18 protein-coding genes are annotated in these 21,452 nt (G+C 64.9%); 10 read left to right on the forward strand and 8 right to left on the reverse strand.

Going from position 1 to position 21,452, the window contains the following annotated elements:
- Positions 1–9 precede the first annotated feature (9 nt).
- A complete protein-coding gene (locus tag GSQ76_RS12135) occupies positions 10–1,134 on the forward strand; it encodes a 2-aminoethylphosphonate--pyruvate transaminase (RefSeq protein ID WP_158744174.1) in 1,125 nt (374 codons plus the stop codon).
- On the opposite strand, the gene aepY is transcribed toward GSQ76_RS12135, so the two are convergent.
- Positions 1,107–2,264, reverse strand: coding sequence for a phosphonopyruvate decarboxylase (gene aepY, locus GSQ76_RS12140; RefSeq protein ID WP_158744175.1), 1,158 nt, complete (start codon positions 2,262–2,264; stop codon positions 1,107–1,109). The two genes, GSQ76_RS12135 and aepY, sit on opposite strands and share 28 nt — an antisense overlap.
- Positions 2,264–3,898, reverse strand: coding sequence for a phosphoenolpyruvate mutase (gene aepX, locus GSQ76_RS12145; RefSeq protein ID WP_254070373.1), 1,635 nt, complete (start codon positions 3,896–3,898; stop codon positions 2,264–2,266). Before aepX ends, aepY begins: the two co-directional genes overlap by 1 nt.
- Positions 3,899–4,000: 102 nt before the next feature.
- On the opposite strand from aepX, the gene GSQ76_RS12150 reads away from it, so the two are divergent.
- Both GSQ76_RS12150 and GSQ76_RS12155 read left to right on the forward strand, forming a co-directional pair.
- Positions 4,001–4,762: an NTP transferase domain-containing protein gene (locus GSQ76_RS12150; protein ID WP_158744176.1), complete on the forward strand. Its 762-nt coding sequence runs from the start codon at positions 4,001–4,003 to the stop codon at positions 4,760–4,762.
- Positions 4,759–5,538, forward strand: coding sequence for a phytanoyl-CoA dioxygenase family protein (locus tag GSQ76_RS12155; protein ID WP_254070374.1), 780 nt, complete (start codon positions 4,759–4,761; stop codon positions 5,536–5,538). Before GSQ76_RS12150 ends, GSQ76_RS12155 begins: the two co-directional genes overlap by 4 nt.
- A 1-nt stretch (position 5,539) precedes the next feature.
- Here GSQ76_RS12155 and GSQ76_RS12160 read toward each other — a convergent pair whose 3' ends face one another.
- The 3 genes from GSQ76_RS12160 to GSQ76_RS12170 all read right to left on the reverse strand — a co-directional run bounded on the left by GSQ76_RS12160 (position 5,540) and on the right by GSQ76_RS12170 (position 7,805).
- Positions 5,540–6,376, reverse strand: coding sequence for a VacJ family lipoprotein (locus GSQ76_RS12160; protein ID WP_158744177.1), 837 nt, complete (start codon positions 6,374–6,376; stop codon positions 5,540–5,542).
- Between the two features lie 149 nt (positions 6,377–6,525).
- Positions 6,526–7,209 (reverse strand): HAD family hydrolase, encoded by a 684-nt coding sequence (locus GSQ76_RS12165; RefSeq protein ID WP_158744178.1) that lies wholly within the window; start codon positions 7,207–7,209, stop codon positions 6,526–6,528.
- An 80-nt stretch (positions 7,210–7,289) separates the two neighbouring features.
- Positions 7,290–7,805, reverse strand: a complete 516-nt coding sequence (locus GSQ76_RS12170) for a DUF1993 family protein (RefSeq protein ID WP_158744179.1) — start codon at positions 7,803–7,805, stop codon at positions 7,290–7,292.
- 107 nt (positions 7,806–7,912) lie between these two features.
- Here GSQ76_RS12170 and GSQ76_RS12175 point away from each other — a divergent pair, with 107 nt between their 5' ends.
- From GSQ76_RS12175 to GSQ76_RS12185, 3 genes are read left to right on the forward strand one after another with little or no spacing between them, the layout of a single operon-like run.
- Complete coding sequence (locus GSQ76_RS12175; protein WP_158744180.1) at positions 7,913–8,479, forward strand: TetR/AcrR family transcriptional regulator; 567 nt, start codon at positions 7,913–7,915, stop codon at positions 8,477–8,479.
- 39 nt (positions 8,480–8,518) lie between these two features.
- Positions 8,519–9,751, forward strand: a complete 1,233-nt coding sequence (locus tag GSQ76_RS12180; RefSeq protein WP_158744181.1) for an efflux RND transporter periplasmic adaptor subunit — start codon at positions 8,519–8,521, stop codon at positions 9,749–9,751.
- Between the two features lie 42 nt (positions 9,752–9,793).
- The gene (locus GSQ76_RS12185; protein WP_158744182.1) at positions 9,794–12,970 is read left to right on the forward strand and encodes an efflux RND transporter permease subunit; all 3,177 of its coding nucleotides are present in this window, start codon (positions 9,794–9,796) and stop codon (positions 12,968–12,970) included.
- 20 nt (positions 12,971–12,990) lie between these two features.
- On the opposite strand, the gene GSQ76_RS12190 is transcribed toward GSQ76_RS12185, so the two are convergent.
- Positions 12,991–14,331 carry an MFS transporter gene (locus GSQ76_RS12190; RefSeq protein WP_158744183.1) on the reverse strand — a complete coding sequence of 447 codons (1,341 nt, stop codon included), beginning with the start codon at positions 14,329–14,331 and terminating at the stop codon, positions 12,991–12,993.
- Between the two features lie 185 nt (positions 14,332–14,516).
- Entirely contained in the window at positions 14,517–15,986 is a 1,470-nt protein-coding gene (locus GSQ76_RS12195) for a M81 family metallopeptidase (RefSeq protein WP_254070375.1), read from the reverse strand.
- Between the two features lie 89 nt (positions 15,987–16,075).
- Here GSQ76_RS12195 and ggt point away from each other — a divergent pair, with 89 nt between their 5' ends.
- Genes ggt through GSQ76_RS12215 form a run of 4 tightly spaced genes read left to right on the forward strand, consistent with a single transcriptional unit; the run spans position 16,076 to position 19,899 of the window.
- The gene (gene ggt / locus GSQ76_RS12200; protein WP_158744184.1) at positions 16,076–17,686 is read left to right on the forward strand and encodes a gamma-glutamyltransferase; all 1,611 of its coding nucleotides are present in this window, start codon (positions 16,076–16,078) and stop codon (positions 17,684–17,686) included.
- On the forward strand, positions 17,686–18,138 hold the full coding sequence (locus GSQ76_RS12205; protein WP_158744185.1) for a PaaI family thioesterase: 453 nt from the start codon (positions 17,686–17,688) through the stop codon (positions 18,136–18,138). Before ggt ends, GSQ76_RS12205 begins: the two co-directional genes overlap by 1 nt.
- Before the next feature lies 1 nt (position 18,139).
- A complete protein-coding gene (locus GSQ76_RS12210) occupies positions 18,140–19,162 on the forward strand; it encodes an aldo/keto reductase (protein WP_158744186.1) in 1,023 nt (340 codons plus the stop codon).
- 26 nt (positions 19,163–19,188) lie between these two features.
- Positions 19,189–19,899, forward strand: a complete 711-nt coding sequence (locus GSQ76_RS12215; protein WP_158744187.1) for a DUF1194 domain-containing protein — start codon at positions 19,189–19,191, stop codon at positions 19,897–19,899.
- Positions 19,900–19,909: 10 nt separating this feature from the next.
- Here GSQ76_RS12215 and GSQ76_RS12220 read toward each other — a convergent pair whose 3' ends face one another.
- Positions 19,910–21,271 (reverse strand): hypothetical protein, encoded by a 1,362-nt coding sequence (locus GSQ76_RS12220; protein WP_158744188.1) that lies wholly within the window; start codon positions 21,269–21,271, stop codon positions 19,910–19,912.
- Positions 21,272–21,452 lie beyond the last annotated feature (181 nt).

Here is a 21,452-nt window from a genome sequence, read left to right on the forward strand (position 1 = left end):
GACAATGCCATGCAACCGATCCTGCCGACGCCCCTGCTGCTTCTTACGCCGGGTCCCCTGACCACCTCCGATGCCACCCGTGCCGCGCTGGCGCGGGATTGGGGCTCGCGCGAGACCGACTTCATCGCGATGAGCGAGGGCGTGCGCGCTCGGCTGGTCGCCCTGGCCGGTGTGGCCGACACGCATGTCGCGGTGCCATTGCCCGGCAGCGGCACCCATGCGGTGGAAGCGGTGGTGCAAACCCTGGTGCCGCGCGACGGCAAGCTGCTGGTGCTGGTGAACGGCGCCTACGGGCATCGTATGGTCGCCATGGCCCGCCGCCTCGGCCGGCAAGTCGCGCTGCTGGAGGCGCCGGAGGACCAGCCGATCGCCCCCGCCGCCGTCGCCGCCGCCCTGTCCGCCGACCCGGCAGTCACCGACGTCGCCCTGGTGCACTGCGAGACCACCAGCGGCCTGCTGAACCCGCTGGAGGCAGTTGCCGCCGTGGTGCAAGCCGCCAACCGCCGCTTCATAATCGATGCCATGAGTTCGTTCGGCGCGATCCCGATCGACGGCGCCGCGCTGCAATTCAGCGCGTTGGTCGGGTCCGCCAATAAGGGATTGGAGGGCGTGCCCGGCCTGTCCTACGCCATCGCGGAGAAGACGCATTTGGCGGCATCCGCCGGCAATGCCAGCAGCGTCAGCCTGGATCTGCACGACCAATGGCGCGGCTTCGAGTCGAACCGCCAATGGCGCTTCACCCCGCCGGTTCAGGTGGTGGCCGCATTGGCCGCGGCATTGGACCAGTTGGCGGCCGAGGGCGGGATCGCCGCCCGCCACGCACGCTACAGCCGCAATTGCGACGTGTTGCTGGACGGGATGCAAGCGCTCGGCTTCGTCTTGTTCCTGCCGCGTGCACTGCAAGCGCCCGTGATCACCACCTGGCACATCCCGCCGGGTGGCTGGTTCCAGTTCGACCAATTCTACGAATTCCTGCATCAGCGCGGCGTCATCATCTACCCTGGCAAGCTGACGGCGCAGCCCAGCTTCCGCATCGGCTGCATCGGCGCGATCGGGCCGGATGATCTGGCACGCGCGATGGCCGAGATCGGCGCCTTTGTGCGCGCCTACGACCCGGCGCGCTCCGCCGCCTGACGCAGGAAGCTGCGGAAGCGTTGCGCTACCTCGTGCGGGGCGATGGTGGGGCGGCCAAGCTTCTCCAGCGAGCCTGGGCGGATGCGGACATGCACCAGGCACGGCCCTGTTGTGGACAGCGCGTGGCTGAACGCGGCGGCAAAACCCTCGACGCTGTCGCAGACGAAGGCATGGGCGTAGCCGCACGCCAGCGCCACCCCGGCGAAATCCACGACTGGTGACACGGTGGCCTGGCCGCCCGTGGAATCGTGCACGCCGTTATCCAGGATCACATGCAGCAGCCCAGCCGGCTGGTAGGCGCCGATCGTGGCCAGGCTGCCCAGCTTCATCAGCGCCGCGCCGTCTCCGTCCAGCACGATGGTGCGTCGCCCGGTGGTGAGTGCGACACCCAGCCCCATCGGGCTTGCGCATCCCATGGAGCCCACCTGGTACAGATGCTGCTCTCGGTCGGCGAGGGTGAACAACTCTCGTCCGGCCTTCCCCGTGGTGACGATGATCGGCGCATCGCCGGGCACATTGGCTAGCACGCGCTCCAGGATCGCCAGCCGGGTGGGGCGGTCGCCATGGGATTGCACGTCGGTGCGTTGTCCCGGTGCAGGTGGCGGGCGAACGGCCTGGTCGAGGCTCTCCTCCGCCAGGCTGTCCTTCTCCATTACCAATGCATAGGGCAGGCCGGTTGCGTTCATGCTGGCGCGCGCCTGCTCCAGCGCGGGCGCCAGCGCATCCGCTGTTGTCGGGAACGGAGCGTTCGGCACCTCGATCACGTCCAACAGGCGTTGCGTGATCTGCCCCATCAGCACGTGCTGCGGCTCGTCCTTCAGCCCGGGCTGGCCTCGCCACGTGACGATCAGCAGCGTCGGGATGCGGAATGGATAGTTCAGCGATGTCAGTGGGTTGACCGCATTCCCCAGGCCCGAGTTCTGGCACATCATGGCCGTCCCTCGGCCGGCAAGCCAGGCCCCGGCGGCGATCGCCACCGCCTCCCCCTCGCTGGCCGCGCCGACATAGTTCAGCGAACGGTCGCTGAGCGTGCGGTTGATCAACGGGGTGAGAAAGCTGCAGGGCACGCCGGTAAAGAAGCCGATACCAGCCTGACCGGCCGCCGCGATGAACGATGCCGCCGGGATCATCAGGAGAAGTTCCGCGCCTCGGCCAGGTCGGCGTGGGTGTCCACGTCCAGCCAATGGCCCTTGATGTAATGCACCGCCACGGTGGTGTGCTTCATCAGCCGCTCCAGCAGAGAGGGAAGATCGGCGGTGGCGAGCGTCTTATCCGCCTCCATCGCCGCCAACTCGTCCCGCACCAAGTCGGCGCCACGCTCGCTGAGGTGCATCAGGCCGATCCACTCGCCACTTGCCTGCTCCGGCGCGGCACCCACGGCGGTCAGCTTCGCCGGGGCGTCATCATAATACCCGGCGGTGTCGGCGCGATCGGCGGCCATCAGATCGCGACCGTTGGCGGCGTTGCGCCGGGTCGAATCGACGGCCACGGTGATGTCGGCCTTGGAGTCCAGCAGCCCGTCCAGGATGTAGCGGCGGAACAGCACGTCGCCATACACGACGACCGTCTCGCCCTTCAGCCGTGGCAGGGCGCAGGCCAGCGAGGCAGCCTCGCCCGTGGTATCGAACGCCTTGTTGTCCAGCACCTTGATGCCGTCGGCAGGGATGGCGTCGGCGCGGTAGCCGCGAACCACGGCCACGTCATTCACGCCGCTCTCACCCATTGTGGCCAGCAGTCGGTGCAGCAGCGGCTTGCCCCGCACGTCCAGCATCGCCTTCGGCAGATCGGCCGTTACCGAGGCGAGCCCGGCGCCACGGCTCGCCGCCAGCACGACGCCGCGCACGTTGCGCGTGGTGGGCAAGTAGCGCTGCCCAGCCTCCTCCAACTCGTCATTGCCAGTCAGCTTGAAGATTTCGCGCACGGAGGTAACGCGGTCCTCCACCTCCATCAGCGACTCCGTGGTGGCGATCTTGCGCGCCGTCTCCCGCATGGCGGAGATGGAGGAGCGGACGAGGTGATTGGCCCAAATCACCATCGAAATGCCGGCCTCGCGGAAGGCCTCGGTCGGGGTGGCGTAGTACATGGTGGGCACGATCACGATGGGGCAGCGATTGTCCCACAGCTTCATGAAGCCGGTGATCTCGTTGGCGTCGGCCTTCTTCGAATGCACCAGGATCGCGTCGGCCCCGGCGGCATGGTACGCCTCCGCCCGGCGCAGCGCTTCGTCCATCGGATAGCCGGAGATCAGCGCCTCGGTTCGGGCGACGATGCAGAAATCCGGGTCGGTCTGCGCGTCCTTGCCGGCGCGGATGCGGCCACAAAACTCGGCGACATCGGCCAGCGGCTGGCGCTCGCCGAGGAAAGAGTTCGTCTTCGGGAACAGCTTGTCTTCCAGACAAACGCCGGCGATCCCCCGCTCGCAAAGTTTGCGCACCAGGCGACGGACGTTGTTGAAGTTGCCGTAGCCGGTATCGCCGTCCACCAGGATCGGCAGGCTCGACGCGTCGGCCATGTATTCCAGCACGTCCAGCACCTGGGTCCACGACGCCTCGTTATTGTCGCGCACACCAAGCATGGCGGAGATCGACAGGCCGGACGCCCAGATGCCCTGGAAGCCCGCTTCCTCGACGATCTTCGCTGACAGGCCGCTATGCGCCTCCATGATGAATGCCAGTTCGGGCGAGAGCAGCATCGAACGCAGACGCGCCGGGCGGGACGCGGTCGGCAGGTCGCGTCCGGTCCAAGGCTGAATGTCGTTGGGCAATGTCAGTAATCCTTAAGCGGCACCGCTGATTGACCGGATGTCCGGAATCGTGCCTGTAAGCGATCTGTCATAATCTACTCCTGCTTCAGGAGGAGGCAAGTTTTGCTCAACGCAGTTCCGACCAAGGCCTTGATCCTCGCTGCCGGCGTGGGCCGCAGATTGAGCGAATCCGAGGAACATCGCGGCAAGCCAAAAGCGTTGTTGCATTTTCAAGGCGCCAGCCTCATGGCCCGGCACATCGCAGCGTTGCGGCACGCAGGCATCACCGACATCACCGTCATTGCCGGATTCGCGGCCGGGATGATGCAGCCGGCCCTGGCCGAATTGGGTGGTGACCCGGCCGTCGCGGTACTGGTCAACCCAGATTTCCGCGAGGGCAGCGTCGTCTCGCTATGGACCGGGCGCGACGTGCTGCGCAGTGGTGCGCCGGTCATCCTGATGGACGCGGACGTGCTGTACGACGATCGGCTGATGGCGCGGCTTGTCACGACCGAGAAGCCCGACTGCCTATTGCTGGATCGCGAGATCGAACCAGGGGACGAGCCGGTGAAGTTATGCATCGCCAACGGACGGATTGTGGATTTCCACAAGCGGCCAACCATATCGCATGAATGGCACGGCGAGTCGGTCGGGTTTTTCCGCTTCACCGCGCAAACCGCGTCCGAATTGGCGGACCGGGCGGATGCGTATGTAACAACCGGGCGCCGCCACATGGAATATGAGGAGCCTATTCGCGACATGATCCTGGAAAGCGCACCTGGCCGTTTCGGCTTCGAGGACATCACGGGCCTGCCCTGGACCGAGATCGATTTCCCCGAGGACGTCGTCAAAGCAAACAATCTGCTGCCGGAGTTGGCGAATTGAGCACCACTCTGGAGCGCCCAGCCAGCACCCGCCTGCCCGCCGCGGACGAGGCGGCAGCGATGGAGCGCGATGGCTTCCTGGTCGTGCCGAACTTCTTCGACGCCGCCACCACCGCAAACCTGCTGCGCTGGACCGAGGAATTGCAGACCGCGCCCGAACAGCCCGGCCAGCATTGGGTGTACCACGAGGACAGCCTGACCGTACCGGGCCAGAAAGTGATCCAGCGGATCGAGAATTTCTGCCCCGTGCATCCGGGCTTCGACGGCGTTATCCGCAACAGCCCGCTATCCGATTGGACCGCGGCGCTGATGGGCGGCCCGGTGGTGCTGTTCAAGGAAAAGATTAACTTCAAGATGCCCGGCGCCCCCGGCTTCAAGGCGCATCAGGATCAGCAGGCCGGTTGGACCCGCTACGCCCCGATCTTCGTCACCGCGCTGGTCACGATCGACGCTTCCACGCTGGAAAATGGCTGCCTGGAAATGGTGCCGGGTCGCCATCGTGAGGGGATGATCGGGGAGGAATGGAACCCGCTGGACGAGACCGGACTGGCGCTGAAGGCCGTGCCGACCAACCCCGGCGATGTCATCTTCTTCGACAGCTTCGCCCCGCACGCGTCGAAGCCGAATTTCACCGACAAGCCGCGCCGGATTCTATACCTGACGTACAACCTGGCCGCCGAAGGCGACCACCGCGCGCAATACTACGCCGAGAAGCACGCCAGCTATCCGCCGGATATCGAGCGGGAAGCCGGGTCGAAATACGTCTTCCGGGTCTAGGCTACCGCGTGATGTGAGGGATGGGCGTCGTCTTCTGCTGTGCCGCCGCGGGGGCATTGCCATTGGACGCGTCCGCCGGGCTCGCATACCAGGCCGGCACCGTCGCCGGCAGGTCGCCGCGGGCGGCTTCGACCTCACCCTCCCGATGCTGTTGGTACAGCGTGCGGTAGGTCGCATACGGGTCCAGCGCCGTCTTCTCGATCGAATCGGTTTCCGTCAGCACCCGGGCGCGGGAATCGACTGCGCCGATGCCAAACCGGGTCCAACCGAACGTCGCGCTGCCGCCGAAGCTGACCCAGGTGAACGGGTCGAGCGCGGAGTTGGCGCCGTAGCCGACCCCGTCGCGCGGATTGCTGGGGCCCAGCACGGGCAGGAATAGGAACGGGCCTCCGGGAATGCCCCAGACCGCCATCGTTAGCCCGAAATCGTTGTCGTGGTCCGGGAAGCCCCAGCCGGAGGCGACATCGAACACGCCGCCAACGCCGACCGTGGTGTTGATCAGCAGGCGCATGAACGTGTTGCCCGCCTTGCGCGGGTGGCCTTGCAGCACGTCGTTGGTGAACTGCGCCGGGTTGCCCAGGTTGGACAGGGTGTTGTGGACGTGGTTTCGCACCGATTCCGGCACCGCGCTGCGATAGCCGCTGGCCACAGGGCGCAGCGCGTTGGCGTCGATCGCGTGGTTGACGGCGTAGAAGGTGCGGTTGGTCGGCTCCAACGGGTCGTTACGCTCGTTGTAATCGGCCAGTTCATCCGGCTCGCTGACGGGTGGCTTGGGCGCACAGGCGCCGAGCAGCAGAACGAGCGTGGCGAGCGCGGGCGGCAGAATGCGGAGGCGCATGGGATCCTTCGTGCGGTATGCCGGGGTCGGCGGGGCCTTGATCGGCGCTCGCCGCGGGCTGCGCGTCCGGTCAACCTTGCATACATAGCGGTCGCACCCGGCGCTATAAAGCCCAGAGCTGCCTGGGCGAGTGCCGGGTTAGGTTTCTGTTACGCGCTGTTGCCGTCGCGCAACCGGTTGAGGATAGATCCGTCCAAAAGCTGCGCAATCCGGTCCACGTCAATGTCGGCGGGCGGGTTGGCGGCGATGACCTTCGTGTCCAAACCAAATTGGCCCTGGCGCGGGAACACCGTCATCACTTTGTTGCCCCAGACCTTCTTGAACGCAGTCAGCAGGCGGATCTTGTCGTCGATGACCACGTAGCGCTCGGCCGGGTAGCGGCGCTCGATCTCGGCCACTTCGGCCTCTTTATGCACGCAGATCATGATGTGGCGGTCCAGCGGTTCGATCAGCCCGGCGCCCTGTAACTTGCGCGGCTGGAACACGGCATCGCCATCCGTCAACGCCACTACGCGGCCTAGTTTGCGCAGGGCGGCGATCAGCTCCAACGCGCCCGGATACAGCAGCGTGGCATAGGGGAAATCGACCACGAACAGCGACAACCAGATCGCGTCCACATCCTCCGGCCGCTCCAGCCGGTAGGTCTGGAAAGCGCCCAGATAGTCGCGATAGCCGAGCGAGTGGAACAGATGCTCCTGGATCTCCCAGTAACGGTCACGCGCCGCCGGGCCCGACACCTTGGCGATATGCGCCTTCAGCGCATCCTGGAATTGGTCGTTGTCCAGTAGGGTGTTGTCGACATCGACCAGGAACACCAGGGGGGCAGTTTCCACGAGCGCGGCTCCACGACAGGGGTACTGCAACTAGCGCCAGGGACGGGGCGGCCGTCAACTTCGACCGCCCCTGGGTTGGCCTATGCCTTGGGCGGGCGGCCCAGGAAGTCCATCTTGCCAACCTCGACGCCCTGGTGGCGCAGCAGCGCATAGGCGGCGGTTACGTGGAAGAAGAAGTTCGGCAGCGCGAACTGCGTCAGGTAGTTGGGGCCGGTGAACTCGATCGGGCCACTGCGCAGGGGCAGGGTGATGGTGCGGCCCTCGGCGCTGTTGATCTGCTCCGGCGTAAACCCCTGAATGAAGCTGATGGTGGTGGCGATGCGGGCCTTCAGCTCGTCGAATGTCGTCTCGGTGTCCGGAATGCTGGGCGGGGTTTGCCCGGCCATGCGGGCAACCGGCGTCTTGGCGGCGTCGGCGGCGCTTTGCACCTGGCGGGCCAGGTTGAACATGTCCGGGGCCAGCTTCGCCTCGATCATGGTGGCCGGCGCGATGCCGTTCGCGGCGGCATGGGCTGCACCCTTGTCCAGGATTTCGGACAGGTTGTGCAGCATGCGCACCATCATCGGGACGGACGCGTCGTAAAGCGTGAAGGCCATGGCGGATGCTCCGTGGGAGGTGGCGGTCTGTAGGCCGAAATTTCTCTCTTGAAAAGCTAAGATGACCGGTCATATCACCCAGCGTGACCAGAACCCCAACCCGAGACGTGCGTGCCAAACTGGTAGAAGCCGGCGTGCTGACGTTCAGCAAGGCGGGCTTCAACGGCTGCAGCGTGCAGGATATCACCGAAGCGGCCGGGGTGCCGAAAGGGTCGTTCTACAACCATTTTGAGAGTAAAGAGGCGCTCGGCGCTGCCGCGCTAGAACATTACTGGGCCGATGGCAGCTGCGAGACGCTGAAGATTCTCGACGAGAGGGCCGGGTCGCCAAAGGGTCGTCTGAAGCAGTATTTTGAAGACTCTCTCGTTGCGATGTCGGAGAAAGACTTTACTTGTGGATGTCTTATCGGTAATATGGCTGCCGAGCAGTCAGACCATAGTCCGGTGATTGCAGCGCAGTTGTCGGCGATCTTCGCGAATTGGAGCCGTCGGATCGGCGCTTGCATCCGCCAAGCCCAAGAGGCGGGTGAAATCCAATCCACCACCGATGCTGAGATGCTAGCGACCTTTGTTCTGAATGCGTGGGAGGGTGCGTTGCAACGTGCCCGTATCGAGAAGGGCGAACGCCCTCTCCGTCAGTTTATCGACGTGCTGTTTACCCAACTTCTCCACTAGCCTGCGAAATTCTCAGGCTTTTTCTCGACTGGAATCAAGATGACTGGTCATCTCGACACAATCGCCGTTGCCCGCGCCAAGCCCCGCAACGCCGCCGGGCGCAGTGCGCTGCTGGGGACGGCAGCGGTGCTGCTGTTGCTAGCCGCCGGGGCCGCCTATCGCGGATCGGGCTGGTTCGCCGCCAACTCCGCCCCCACCCAGCAGGCCGCGCCGCCACCGCCGAAGGTGACCGTTAGCGCGCCGCTGCAGAAGGACATGGCAGGCTGGACCACCTTCACCGGGCAATTCTCCGCGGTGGATTCGGTCGAGATCCGGGCCCAAGTCAGCGGCTATTTGACCGAGATCCATTTCGTCGACGGGCAGATGGTCCACAAGGGCGATCTGCTGTTCGTCGTCGATCCGCGGCCCTACGACATCGCCCTGCAGCAGGCACAGGCACAGTTATTGACGGCGATGGCCGGGCTGGACCTTGCCAACAAGCAGATCGTGCGCACGACCGAACTGCACCGCAGCGACTTCGCGTCCGGCGAATTGCTGGACCAGCGGGTGCAGCAGCAGCGCGGCGCCGTGGCCTCGGTCGAGCAGGCGAAAGCCGCGGTGCGTGCGGCCCAGTTGAATGTGGAATTCACCCGCATCACCGCCCCGCTCACCGGGCGGATCAGTTCGCATCGCGCCTCGATCGGTAACCTGATCAGCGGCGGCCCGGGCGCGGTCAGCAGCACGTTGCTGACTACGGTGGTCTCGCTTGATCCCATCCACCTCGATTTCGAGATGAGCGAGGGTGACTTCCTGACCTACCAGCGTTTCCAGGCGGAGCACGGCAACAACCCGATCGACCGTACGGTGGAGGCGAGCCTTAGCGACGAGCAGGGTTGGACCCGGCGTGGCGTGCTCGATTTCATGGACAACCAGATGGACCGTAGCAGCGGCACCATCCATGCCCGCGCGACCGTCCCGAACCCGGATTTGTTCATCGCCGCCGGGCAGTTCGCACGGCTGCGGCTGCCGACGTCGACCATGAAGCCGACGCTGATGGTGCCGGATTCGGCGGTGGCGACCGACCAGTCGCGCAAGCTGGTGATGACGGTGGCCGCCGATGGCACGGTGGTGCCGAAGCTGGTCCAGATTGGGTCGCTGCAGGGCAATCTGCGGGTGATCACCAGCGGGCTGTCCACATCCGACCAGGTGATCGTCAACGGCCTCATGCGCTCGCGTCCGGGCAGCAAGGTCACGCCGGAACCAGGCAAGATCACGCTCGCATCCGAGCGCTGAACATCTGAGCCCGGGGCAACCGGGCATCAAGCAGGGGCTATCATGCGCCTATCGCACTTCTTCATCGACCGTCCGATCTTCGCGACGGTGCTGGCGACGTTCATCACCATCGTGGGTGCCGTGGCGTATTTCACGCTGCCCGTCGCGCAGTACCCGGAGATCGCACCGCCGACCATCCAGATCAACGCCACCTATCCCGGCGCGTCCGCCGAGGTGATCAGCCAGACGGTGGCGACACCGCTGGAACAGCAGATCAACGGTGTCGAGAACATGCTTTACTTCAGTAGCCAATCGACCGGTGACGGTAAGCTGGCGCTGACGGTGACGTTCAAGCTGGGCACCAACCTCGACACCGCCCAGGTGCTGACGCAGAACCGCGTGTCCCAGGCATTGCCGCGCCTGCCGGATGCGGTGCAACGACTGGGCGTGACAGTGCAGAAAAACTCCCCGGACATGCTGATGGTGATCCATCTGCTGTCGCCGGATAGCTCACGCGACCAGCTCTACATGTCCAACTACGCCACGTTGCACGTGAAGGACCAATTGTCCCGCGTCGAAGGCGTCGGCAACGTGCAGATCTTCGGCGGACGCGACTACGCCATGCGGATCTGGTTGGATCCGGAGAAGGTCGCGTCGCACGATCTTACGGCGGGTGAAGTCGTCTCCGCCCTGCAGGCGCAGAACGTGCAGGTCTCCGCCGGCGTATTAGGGCAGCCACCGGTGGCGACACCGGGCGCATTTCAGTTGAACGTCGAAACGCTGGGCCGCCTAAATGACCCGGCGCAGTTCGCCGACGTCATCGTCAAATCCGACGATGCCGGCCGGGTGACGCGCGTGCGCGACATCGGGCGCGTGGAACTGGGTGCGCAGGATTACGGCGCCAATGGATATCTAGACGTGTCCAATGCGGTGCCGATGCTGGTGTACCAGCAGCCCGGCTCCAACGCGTTGGAGACCGCGCAGAAGATCCGCGCCACGATGACGGAATTGGCAGCGGCATTTCCGCAGGGTCTAAAATACGACATCGTCTACGACACGACGCTGTTCATCTCCCAATCCGTCCACGAGGTGGTAATGACCATCCTGGAGGCGGTGGGACTGGTCGTCGTCGTGGTGATCGTGTTCCTGCAAACCTGGCGCGCCTCGATCGTGCCGATCGCGGCAATCCCGATCTCGCTGATCGGCACCTTCGCGATCTTGTCCGCCCTTGGATTCTCGCTGAACAACTTGTCCTTGTTCGGGCTGGTGCTGGCCGTCGGCATCGTGGTGGACGACGCGATCGTGGTAGTGGAAAACGTGGAGCGAAACCTCCACGCCGGACTCTCGCCACGGGAGGCAGCGCACCGCACGATGGACGAGGTGGGTGGCGCATTGATCGCAATTGCGCTGACACTCTGCGCCGTGTTCATCCCAACCGCATTCATCAGCGGCATTTCCGGCCAGTTCTTCCGCCAGTTCGCGGTCACGATCGCGGCTTCGACAGTGATCTCGTGCTTCATATCCCTTACGCTGAGCCCGGCTTTGTGCGCGTTGCTGTTCAAGCCGCACGAGATTGCGCACGCAAGCAAGCGCCAGCCGTTGCTGATGCGGCCGATTACCTGGTTCTTCAACGGCTTCAACCGGCTGTTCGAAATCTTGTCCAACACGTACGGGCGGATGACGGCACGGCTGATCCGGATGAGCGTGGTGGTGCTGGTGGTGTATGCCGGGTTGATCGGGCTGACGGGCTATCAGTTCAGCCGCGCGCCGACCGGGTTCATTCCGGACCAGGATCTGGGCTACTTCATCACGGTCATTCAACTGCCGCCCGGCTCCTCGTTGGAGCGGACGGATGCGGTGGTGAAGCAGGCGACCGACATCATTCTGGCCACACCCGGCGTGGCCCATGCCGTGGCCTTTTCGGGCTTCGACGGTGCGACCTTCACCAACGCATCCAATGACGGCGCCATCTTCACCCCGCTCGATCCATTCGAGGAGCGGGTGGCGAAGGGGCAGAATGCCGCAGTGATTCTGAACGCGTTGCGCCAGCGTCTGTCGGTGATCCAGGATGCGTTCGTCATCACCATCCCGCCACCCCCTGTCGCCGGTATCGGCACCGCGGGCGGGTTCAAGATGATGCTGCAGGACCGCGACGGCCTCGGCCCGACCGCGCTGGAAGCGGCGGCGCAGGGAATGGCGGCGGCGGCCAACCAGATACCGGGCCTGGCCGGGGTGTTCACCCCCTTCAGCACCCGCACGCCCAGCGTCTACGCCGATATCGACCGCGAGCGCGCCGAAAAGCTGGGCGTAACGCCGGCCAAGGTGTTCGAGGCGATGCAGGTCTATTTAGGCTCCGCCTACATCAACGACTTCAACTATCTGGGCCGCACCTACCAGGTGACAGCGCAGGCCGATGCGAAGTATCGCGAAACCAACGAGGATATTGCCCGGCTGAAGACGCGTAACGCGTCCGGTGCGATGGTGCCGATCGGATCCGTTGCGCAACTGCACGACACCACCGGCCCGTACCGGGTGCCGCGTTACGACCTGTTCCCGGCGGCAGAGGTGCAGGGCGGCACGTTGCCCGGCGTGTCCTCCGGCTACGCGCTGGCGGCGATGGAGAAACTAGCGGCGGACCAACTGCCGCCCGGCATCGGCTTCGAATGGACCGACCTGGCGTTCCAGCAACGCCAGGCGGGGACGACCGCGATCCTGATCTTCGGCGCCTCCGTTCTGTTCGTCTTCCTGGTGCTGGCCGCGCAGTACGAGAGTTGGACGCTGCCGCTCTCGGTGGTGCTGATCGTGCCGATGTGTCTGCTGGCCGCGGTGACGGGGCTCATGATGCGCGGGATGAACGTGGACATCCTGGCGCAGATCGGCTTCGTCGTGTTGGTTGGCCTGGCCGCGAAGAACGCGATCCTGATCGTGGAATTCGCCAAGCAGGGCGAGGATGAAGGCCTGACTGCGCGCGAGGCCGCCGTCCAAGCCGCCCGCACCCGGTTGCGCCCGATCCTGATGACGTCGTTCGCGTTCATCCTGGGCGTGATCCCGCTGGTGCTGGCCACAGGCGCCGGGTCGGAGATGCGGCAGTCGCTGGGCACGGCGGTGTTCAGTGGGATGCTGGGGGTGACGTTGTTCGGCTTGGTGTTCACGCCAGTGTTCTACGCCGTGATCCGCTGGCTGTTCGCTGGCGGCCGCAAGGCCGCAGCGGCAGGCGCGCACCCGGTGCCGGCGGAGTAATCCTCCGCCGGCACCGGGCCTTACAGAAGCACCTTCTCCTTTTCCGGAATCCCGCCCTCCGCGGCGAGCGTTTCCAGCTGCCGGTCGTGCGTGAGTGACAGCCCTACCAGCATGGCGAAACCAAGGATCGTCGCAATGGCGAGCAGACCAATCGCGTAGCTGCCCGTCGCATCCTTGATCCGGCCCATGACATAGGGCCCGAAAAAGCCGGATAGGTTGCCGAGCGAGTTCACGGCGGCAATGCCAGCCGCCGCCGCCGAGCCGGACAAGAACGTCGTCGGCAGGGCCCAGAAGCAGGGTTGGGCCCCGTAGATGCCGAAGCCCGCCAAGGTGAACAGGATCATTTTGCCAACGGGATTGTCCACCACCGTAGACCCGGCGATGCAGAGCGCGGCGATGAGGATGGCAAGCCCCACATGCTCCCGCCGTTCGCCCGTCTTGTCGGAATGGCGACCCCAGTAAATCATGCCGACCACGCCCAAAATGTAGGGAAAGGTCGTGACGATACCGGTCCAGCCGTAACTCAGGCCAAAGCCGCTCACGATCTGCGGCAGGAAGAAGCCGATGCCGTATGTGGCCGCGTTGATCCCGAAATAGATGAAGGCCAGCAGGATCACCCTCGTGTTCCCCAAGGCCTGCAGAATGGTGAAGCGCTGTGCGCGTTCTCGAATCCGGTTCTCGACCACGTGACGCTCGACAAGCCATGTCCGCTCGTCCTCAGCCAACCAGGTCGCCTGGTCCGGTCGGTCCGTGAGGTAAGAAAGCACCACGAACGAGAGGATCAATGCCGGGATTGCCTCGATCAGATACATCCACTGCCAACCCGACAGGCCGAACCCGTGCAGATACAGCAGCCCGCCGGATAGCGGGCCGCCGATCACCGTAGAGAGCGGGATGGCCGCCATGAACATCCCGATCATCCGGGCACGATACAGGGCGGGGAACCAGATCGTCAGGAAGAAGATCATGCCGGGGAAGAACCCTGCCTCGGCCACGCCCAGCAGCACGCGTAATGTGATGAAGGTGGTGGTCGTGTCGATGCCTAGCCCGTGGGAGATCTGCGGGATGAACGCCATTGCCCCGGCGATGATGCCCCAGCTGAACATGATCCGCGCGATCCATCGCCGCGCACCAAACCGCTCCAGCAGGATGTTCGATGGTACCTCGAAGAAGAAATAGGCGATGAAGAAGATGCCGGCGCCCAAGCCGTACACGGTCTGCGACAGTCCAAGCTCCTGGTTCATGCTCAGCGCAGCGAAGCCGACATTCACCCGGTCGAGATAGGCCACGAAGTAGCAAAGCATCAGGAACGGCATCAGCCGCCACATGACCTTCTGGATTGTGCGTGCCTCTACATCCATGCGTTCTCTCCCGTCGTTTTTTCTTCGGCGCTGGGAGTAGGCTATGGGAGACGGCATTACGTCAATCTTGCTGTTGTAACCCGTCGTCGTTCCGGGATCCGAAGCAGCCGGCAGAAAAGCGAACCCCATGCTGCATTGCAACAAAACGCTATCGGACAGCCGGAAGATCCCTCAGCCCTCGGCCGCTAGAATGAGACGTCGCCGTATGGATAGTATGCCGCGAGGTCGACATGCTCGTAGGTCAAACCTTCCAGCCGGGTGGTGCCGAGGAATGGCTCGTCCGGCTGGACCAATAGGATGGTTTTGGCGAACCCGGTGTCGTCGAAGCCGCGGCGGAAATGCACGCGGGACTTGATGGCAATGATGTCGAACGCCGCCGGGTCGATGCCGTTCTCCACCAGCGAGGACAGTTCCATCACCTGGGTTAGGTACGGACTCACCACCAGCACATTGCCATTTCCGAACCCCACATGCAGCCATCTGTCATCGCGCCGCTGCCCAGCCGTCACCGCCAGCACCACGCCCTGGATGTGTACCGGCTGCCCAGCGGACGGGTCTGCCAGGCCACCAACATGCCTATCGAACCTATCGCCAACCTTCACGTCGCCGAGCGCCTCGACCGTCGGGCGGTCGGTGACGCTGACGATCAGGGTCCTGGACAGGCCTTGGGCAATAATCTCCTGCAGCAGCCACGTGGCATAGCCGGAGCGATCGCTGTGGTCCGCCAGCACGACGGGCCTGGCGGCGGTTTTGGCAGCGGTAACGGCGTCGGCGATGCGGTGGATCTTCGTGGTGTGCAGCAAAGCCTCCCGCAGGCGCCATGCGGTCTGCGCCATATCGTCGGCCACGCGCCGTGCCAGGTCTGGCTTGCCGTTGGTCAGCACCTGGAACGTCATCCCCACATCCGGCACGTCGGCCCAGGGGAAGCCGAAGAAGACGTTCACATACGTATCCGGGGATCGCGCCTCCCACACCAGCGCCCGTTGCACTAGGTCCATCCAGGGCGACGCGCCGGTCCATTGCAGCACGGTGGGGGAGATGATCGGCACCTTCACCGTCACATGCGCCGGCGCATAGTCGCCGCGGATGGCGCGTATTAGCATGCGGGCCGCGCGCTCCCCCTGCAGATGGGCATCGTAATGCGGGAAATATTTGACGGTGAAGGCCATGTCGGCATGGCGCAGGAACGCCTCATCCTCGTTGCCATGCGGGTCGAAGGTGGCGGCGATGAAGGCCTTGGGGCCGACGAATTCGCGTACGCGCCGTGCCAGTTCCGCCTCCGGCCGGGGCACCCCGCGGGCGGCCATGGCGCCGTGGAGCGATAGGTAGACGCCGTCGAACGGGCCCTCCGCTTGCAACCCGGCGATCATGGTGCCGACGAAGCCCTCGTAACACTCCTCCGTCAGCCAGCCGGAGCCAGATCCGGCCTTCGAATCCAGCGGTGATTCGATGCCGACGAGTGCGACCCCCGCATACTCCCGCGCCACCTTCACGAAGCCGCCGATATAGGACGTCGGCTCCGACTGCAGCAGCGCCTCGCCCTTTGCTGGGGAGCCAGGAAAGGTGAAATCCGCCGTGGTCGTGTCGTAGGGCAGGAAGGTCACGGTTTCGTGAGAGAATTTCAGGACTGCGATGCGGATCGGTGTCGGGGTCATTCGGGCGGTTCCTCCGGCTGGCGGGTTGCTGCGCCGCGGTATTGGCGTAGCGTATCGGACGTCGCTAGTTGCCGTAACGGAGCCGCCGGATGTATCCAACCCCCCGCAGTCACCGCCCGCTGATCATGGGCCGCAACGGCGCGGTGGGCGCCAACCACCCGCTGGCCACCCAGGCAGGGCTGGACACGCTGCGCGCCGGCGGCAATGCGGTGGATGCGGCGGTTGCGATCTCGCTGACCCTGGGCGTGGTGGAACCGATGATGTCCGGCCTGGGCGGGGACGGGTTCTATCAGGTGCATATCGCCGGGCAGCCGAAGGGGCTGGTGTATAACGGCACCGGCCCGGCGCCGATCGCGGCCACGCCCGAGGCATTTCCCCAGGGCATGTCTGTCCACGGCCCGCGCAGCGTGTCGGTGCCGGGCTCGCTGGCTGGGATCGCGGCGATGCATGCGGCACACGGCCGGCTGCCATGGGCCAAGCTGGCCGAACCCGCGATCGAGCACGCGCGGTATGGCTTCGCCGCGACCCATGCCTATCGCATGTTTTCCACCGACAACCGTCCCCAACTGGCCGCCGACCCGCGCAGCCGGATGGTGTTCCTGGCCGAGGCAGAAACACGACCGCTCGCCGGGCTAGTGGTCCAGCCCGATCTCGCAAACACGCTGGAAGCAATCGCCGCCGATGGCGCGGAAACGTTCTATCGCGGCCGCCTGGCCCAGCGCCTGGCCGCCGGGCTGGCCGAAGCCGGCAGCCTGGTAGCGGAGGCGGATCTGGCCGCGTGCGAGGCGGAGGTGCAGGCCCCGATCGCCATCCAATACCGCGGCTACGAGGTGCGGCAGACACCGCCCAACTCCACGGGCTTCGTGATGCTGGAAATGCTGCGCATCGTGGAGCAGTTCGACCTGGCCGGCATGGACCCGGCGCAGCGCGTGCACGTGCTGGTGGAGGCGAAGAAGCGTGCCTTCCTGGACCGCGAACGCTACGGTGCCGACCCCCGCTTCGAAACCGTCCCGATCGAGCATTTGCTGTCCGATGCCGTGGCCCACGCCCACGCCGCCGCCATTTCCATGGACCACGCCGCCGACCTGCCGCTGAAAATACCGGAGAAGGCGGAGGGCGATACCACCTATTTCTGCGTCATCGATGCGGAGGGCAATGCGGTGTCTGGCATCCAAAGCATCAACTCGTCCTTCGGGTCCGGCGTCACGGCCGGGGATACCGGCGTGCTGATGAACAACCGCATGGCCTATTGGCACCTCGACCCCGCCCACCCCAATCGCCTCCAGCCCGGCAAGCGCGTGCGCCACACCATGAACGCCCCGATGGTGTTCCAGGACGGTAAGTTGTGGGGTGTGCTGGGCACGCCGGGCGCGGATAATCAGGTGCAGGTGAACCTGCAGGTGCTGACAGCCATGCTGGACCTCGGCGCCGACCCGCAGACCGCGATCGAGCGGCCGCGCTGGACCAGCAGCCAGCCCGGCCAGGGCGCCAACTGGCCCCATGCCGGCGATGGCGTGCTCACGATCGAGAATGATATCGGCGACGAGGTTCTGGCCGGGCTGGAGGCGCGCGGCCACGTGCTGAACCGGGTTGCCCATATGGGCGGTCCCTGCTCGATGCAGGCGATCCGCCTCATGCCGAACGGCGTTCGCATGGCCGCGTCCGACACGCGACGCGACGGCTGGGCGGGCGCATATTGATGGCGCTGCCAGCGGGGATCCCGGAGGGGTGGGAGCGGCTGCCTACCCAAGCCTTTGGCAACCATGTCGGCCCGTTTTTCCGCCCGGTGGATTGGGACGGCCTACTATGCGGCTTCGTGACGGACGAACGCCACGGCAACAAGCGCGGCGTCACCCATGGCGGGATGCTGGCCACCGCCTTCGACGTCGCCCTCGGCAATGCGAGTTGGCGGGCCGCCAACCAGCAGCCCAGCGCCACCGTGAACTTGGCGGTGCAATATGTCGGCGCCTTAAAACTGGGCGAGTTCGCCACCATACGATCGGAGGTGATCAAGGCCACGCGCAGCCTGGTCTTCGTCCGCGGCGTGATGCGTGTCGATGACAGGGTCGTGGCCACCGGGGAGGGCGTCTGGAAGATTCTGAAATGGCGGGGCGAACCCTTCGTCCCGCTGGAGCAACGAGCAGGAGACTAGCTTGGAATTTAATCGCCTCGGCCATTCGGGCCTGCGGGTTCCCGCCCTTGCCTTCGGCACCGCGACCTTCGGCGGCGGGAATGATTTCTTCAAGGCATGGGGTTCCACCGATGCAGGCGCCGCCACGCGCCTGATCGACGTGTGCCTGGACCACGGCGTGAGCCTGTTCGATACGGCGGACGTGTATTCCGCCGGGCTGGCCGAAACCATTCTGGGCGAGGCGATCAAGGGCAAGCGCAATCGCCTGCTGATCTCGACCAAGGCGACGTTCCCGATGGGGGACGGGCCGAACGATTTCGGATCGTCCCGCCAGCATCTGACGGATGCGGTGGATGCCTCGCTGCGGCGGCTGGGCGTGGACCACATCGACCTGCTGCAACTGCACGGCCAGGACTACAACACGCCGGTGGAAGAAACCCTGTCCACGCTGGACCAGTTCGTGCGCACGGGGAAGGTGCGATACATAGGCTGCTCCAACTTCAACGGCTGGCACCTGATGAAGTCGCTGGCTGTGTCGGACCGCTATGGCTACGCGAAATACGTGGCGCACCAGGCCTATTACTCCCTGCTGAACCGCGATTACGAGTGGGATCTGCTGCCATTGGGCCGCGACCAGGGCGTGGGCGCAGTGGTATGGAGCCCTCTGGGTTGGGGCAAGCTGACGGGCAAGATCCGCCGCGGACAGGCGGCCCAGCCCGGCACCCGCGCACACGACATCGCCGGCACCGGCCCGCAATACGAGGAGGAGCGATTGTTCCGCATCGTCGATGCGCTGGATGTTGTGGCCAAGGAAGTCGGCAAGACCATTCCACAGGTTGCGCTGAACTGGCTGCTGCGCCGGCCAACCGTGTCCAGCGTGATCATCGGCGCCCGGAACGAAGAACAACTGATCCAGAACATCGGCGCCGTTGGTTGGGCGTTGACGCCGGGCCAGGTGGCGACGCTGGATGAGGCCAGTGATGTCAGCCCTGCCTACCCGGTGTGGCACCAGCGTAATTTCCCGCAGTTGAACGAGAAGGCCTAACCGACCAGCCAACCCCCGGAGGTGACATGCGTCGTCGAAGCCTGCTTGCCGCTAGCGTCGCACTCGCCTCCGGGGTCGCCCGGGCCCAATCTGCGTCCTCCGTCGACGTGTTGCTGGTGTTGGCGGTCGACGTCTCCCGCTCGGTGACGGATGAGGAGGCTGTGTTGCAGCGGGACGGCTATCGCGGCGCCATCACCGACCCAACGGTGCTGGCCGCGATTGCCGGTGGACCGCTGGCGGCCATTGCCATCGCCTATGTCGAATGGGCGAGTTACAATTTCCAGGATCTGGTGATCCCCTGGACCCGCATTGCCAACGCGTCGGATGCGAAGGCCTGGGCCGATCGCTTGGCCGAATCCCCGCGCCAAAGTGTCACCTGGACCAGCATTTCCGGCGCGCTGCAATTCGCCGGCAAGCTGCTGGCATCCGCCCCGTTCGAGGGCAGCCGCCACGTGATCGACGTCTCCGGCGACGGCGCCAACAACAACGGCCCGCCGGCAGAGGATGAGCGGGACAAGCTGGTGGCCGCGGGGGTGACGATCAACGGGTTGCCCATCATCAACCGGCATCCCCGGTTTTCCCGGCTGGAACTCGACGTCGACAAGTATTACCAGGCATCGGTCATCGGCGGCCCGGGCGCGTTCCTCATCGTGGCGGACGATTTCTCGGCGTTCGAAACTGCGATCAAGCGCAAGCTCATCCAGGAGATCGCCGGGACCGTGCCGCCGGCGGGGTAACGACCCCAATTCACCCCCGACGATCCTCCCTCACGTGTATGACGATGCCACCCTCATCGACCAGACGCTTCCATCCGGGCATGTCGTCCATGATGGCAACGACAGGATGACCCGACGGGAAGATGGTCCACGTGATACCGAACTCGGCAATGGTCTGCTTCAGCAACGGAACGTCCAGAGAAACGAGCCGGCGGTAGCGCCCGAGAAACGCATCTCCGTAAAGATCTGCACGGCTGTCGATAAACGGCCGCACGCCATTGAAGATCAACTGTCCACCCAGCCCATAATCATTCAAGACCGGCTGCGCGCTCAACGATGGTGGGACAGCGCCAATCGATGCGGCAAAGCTCGCGCCAGTGACCGCCGGGCTGAGCGGGGTAGCGAAGCGCAACATCATCGCCGCAATGCCGGCCATCGCCGCACCACCCAACGGCCATCGCCAAGCCGTGCCCAGCCGCCCCGCACATCCTCGTGCCAGACTCGCCCCCACGGGTTCGGCCAGGATCAGCGCCCCGACGATGCCGAGCAATTGCCCGTTTCGGGCATGTGTCAGCGCGCCATACGTCAAGCCCAGGAACATTAATGACCGGATCGGCGGCAGGGTCAGCTTGCCCGTAAAGCCGAGCGCCAGCGCCCCCAGAATGACAATTTCCAGCGGCTGGAAATGCGAGAAATCCACCGGCTGCCACTCCCCGATCCACGCCAGGCTGCTCATCCCGACCAGATGGATCGGGAACAGCACGCCCGCCAGAAACTCGGGGTTGAGCAGCGCCGCCACCCAGGCGGTAAGTGTGAAACCCGCCCAGCCGATCAACACCCGGACACGCCGGGCGCCGGGGTCCAGCAAGGCCTCGACCATGAAGAAACCCGGCAATACAAGGCCCAGCATGAAGCTGCCATGCAGGTTGACCCACAGCACCATCACCGGCAGCAACAGCAAAGACGGCGCAGTCCGGCGGGCCCGTGCGCCGACCAGTCCGCTGCACCAGATGGCGAGGCACGGCCACGCCAGCAAATGCGGCCGTGCCAGCATGGAAGGCGCGGCCAGGGCCAGTGCAACCACCATGAACGTCACGGCATACAGATCCGGCAGAAACTGACGCAGCCGCCGCAACAGGATCGCTGCCGTCAGGCCCGCCGAGCCCGCCGCCAGAACCATGACCGCCTGCATCCCACCGATGCGAAACGCGCCCGCCAGAACGGTTTCTGCCAGCCATTCATGCGGAAACCAGTGACGATCACCCGCCGTGAACGAGAACGGGTCCGTCGTCGGGATCGCATGATGATCCAGTATCCACGCACCCGTGCTGATCTGCCACAGCGTGTCGCCATCATTCAGGATCTGCGGCAGCCACATCACCAGGATAAACACGACGAATCCGGCTATGACAGAGGCAGCGTCGACCGCCTCGCCACGCGAACGAGAAGTCTGCACCGACCTAGAAAGAAAAGCAGTCGATGCAAACATGACGTTGAGGACATCCGCAGCGGGCCATCGCTGGGCGAGCTTTGCCACAGAGGTGCTTAAGAATGCCTAATGCGGCTCACCAACC

The sequence above is a fragment of the Acidisphaera sp. L21 genome, assembly GCF_009765685.1.
In the GTDB taxonomy this organism is placed as follows: Bacteria; Pseudomonadota; Alphaproteobacteria; order Acetobacterales; family Acetobacteraceae; genus LMUY01.

What these genes read in the sequence shown, in the direction of transcription:
- GSQ76_RS12170 (WP_158744179.1), bottom strand. Translation starts at nt 7,805, where the DNA reads ATGGCCTTCACGCTTTACGACGCGTCCGTCCCGATGATGGTGCGCATG.
- GSQ76_RS12190 (WP_158744183.1), bottom strand. Translation starts at nt 14,331, where the DNA reads ATGGATGTAGAGGCACGCACAATCCAGAAGGTCATGTGGCGGCTGATG.
- GSQ76_RS12205 (WP_158744185.1), top strand. Translation starts at nt 17,686, where the DNA reads ATGGCGCTGCCAGCGGGGATCCCGGAGGGGTGGGAGCGGCTGCCTACC.
- GSQ76_RS12180 (WP_158744181.1), top strand. Translation starts at nt 8,519, where the DNA reads ATGACTGGTCATCTCGACACAATCGCCGTTGCCCGCGCCAAGCCCCGC.
- aepY (WP_158744175.1), bottom strand. Translation starts at nt 2,264, where the DNA reads ATGATCCCGGCGGCATCGTTCATCGCGGCGGCCGGTCAGGCTGGTATC.
- GSQ76_RS12215 (WP_158744187.1), top strand. Translation starts at nt 19,189, where the DNA reads ATGCGTCGTCGAAGCCTGCTTGCCGCTAGCGTCGCACTCGCCTCCGGG.
- GSQ76_RS12195 (WP_254070375.1), bottom strand. Translation starts at nt 15,986, where the DNA reads ATGACCCCGACACCGATCCGCATCGCAGTCCTGAAATTCTCTCACGAA.
- GSQ76_RS12185 (WP_158744182.1), top strand. Translation starts at nt 9,794, where the DNA reads ATGCGCCTATCGCACTTCTTCATCGACCGTCCGATCTTCGCGACGGTG.
- GSQ76_RS12135 (WP_158744174.1), top strand. Translation starts at nt 10, where the DNA reads ATGCAACCGATCCTGCCGACGCCCCTGCTGCTTCTTACGCCGGGTCCC.
- GSQ76_RS12160 (WP_158744177.1), bottom strand. Translation starts at nt 6,376, where the DNA reads ATGCGCCTCCGCATTCTGCCGCCCGCGCTCGCCACGCTCGTTCTGCTG.
- ggt (WP_158744184.1), top strand. Translation starts at nt 16,076, where the DNA reads ATGTATCCAACCCCCCGCAGTCACCGCCCGCTGATCATGGGCCGCAAC.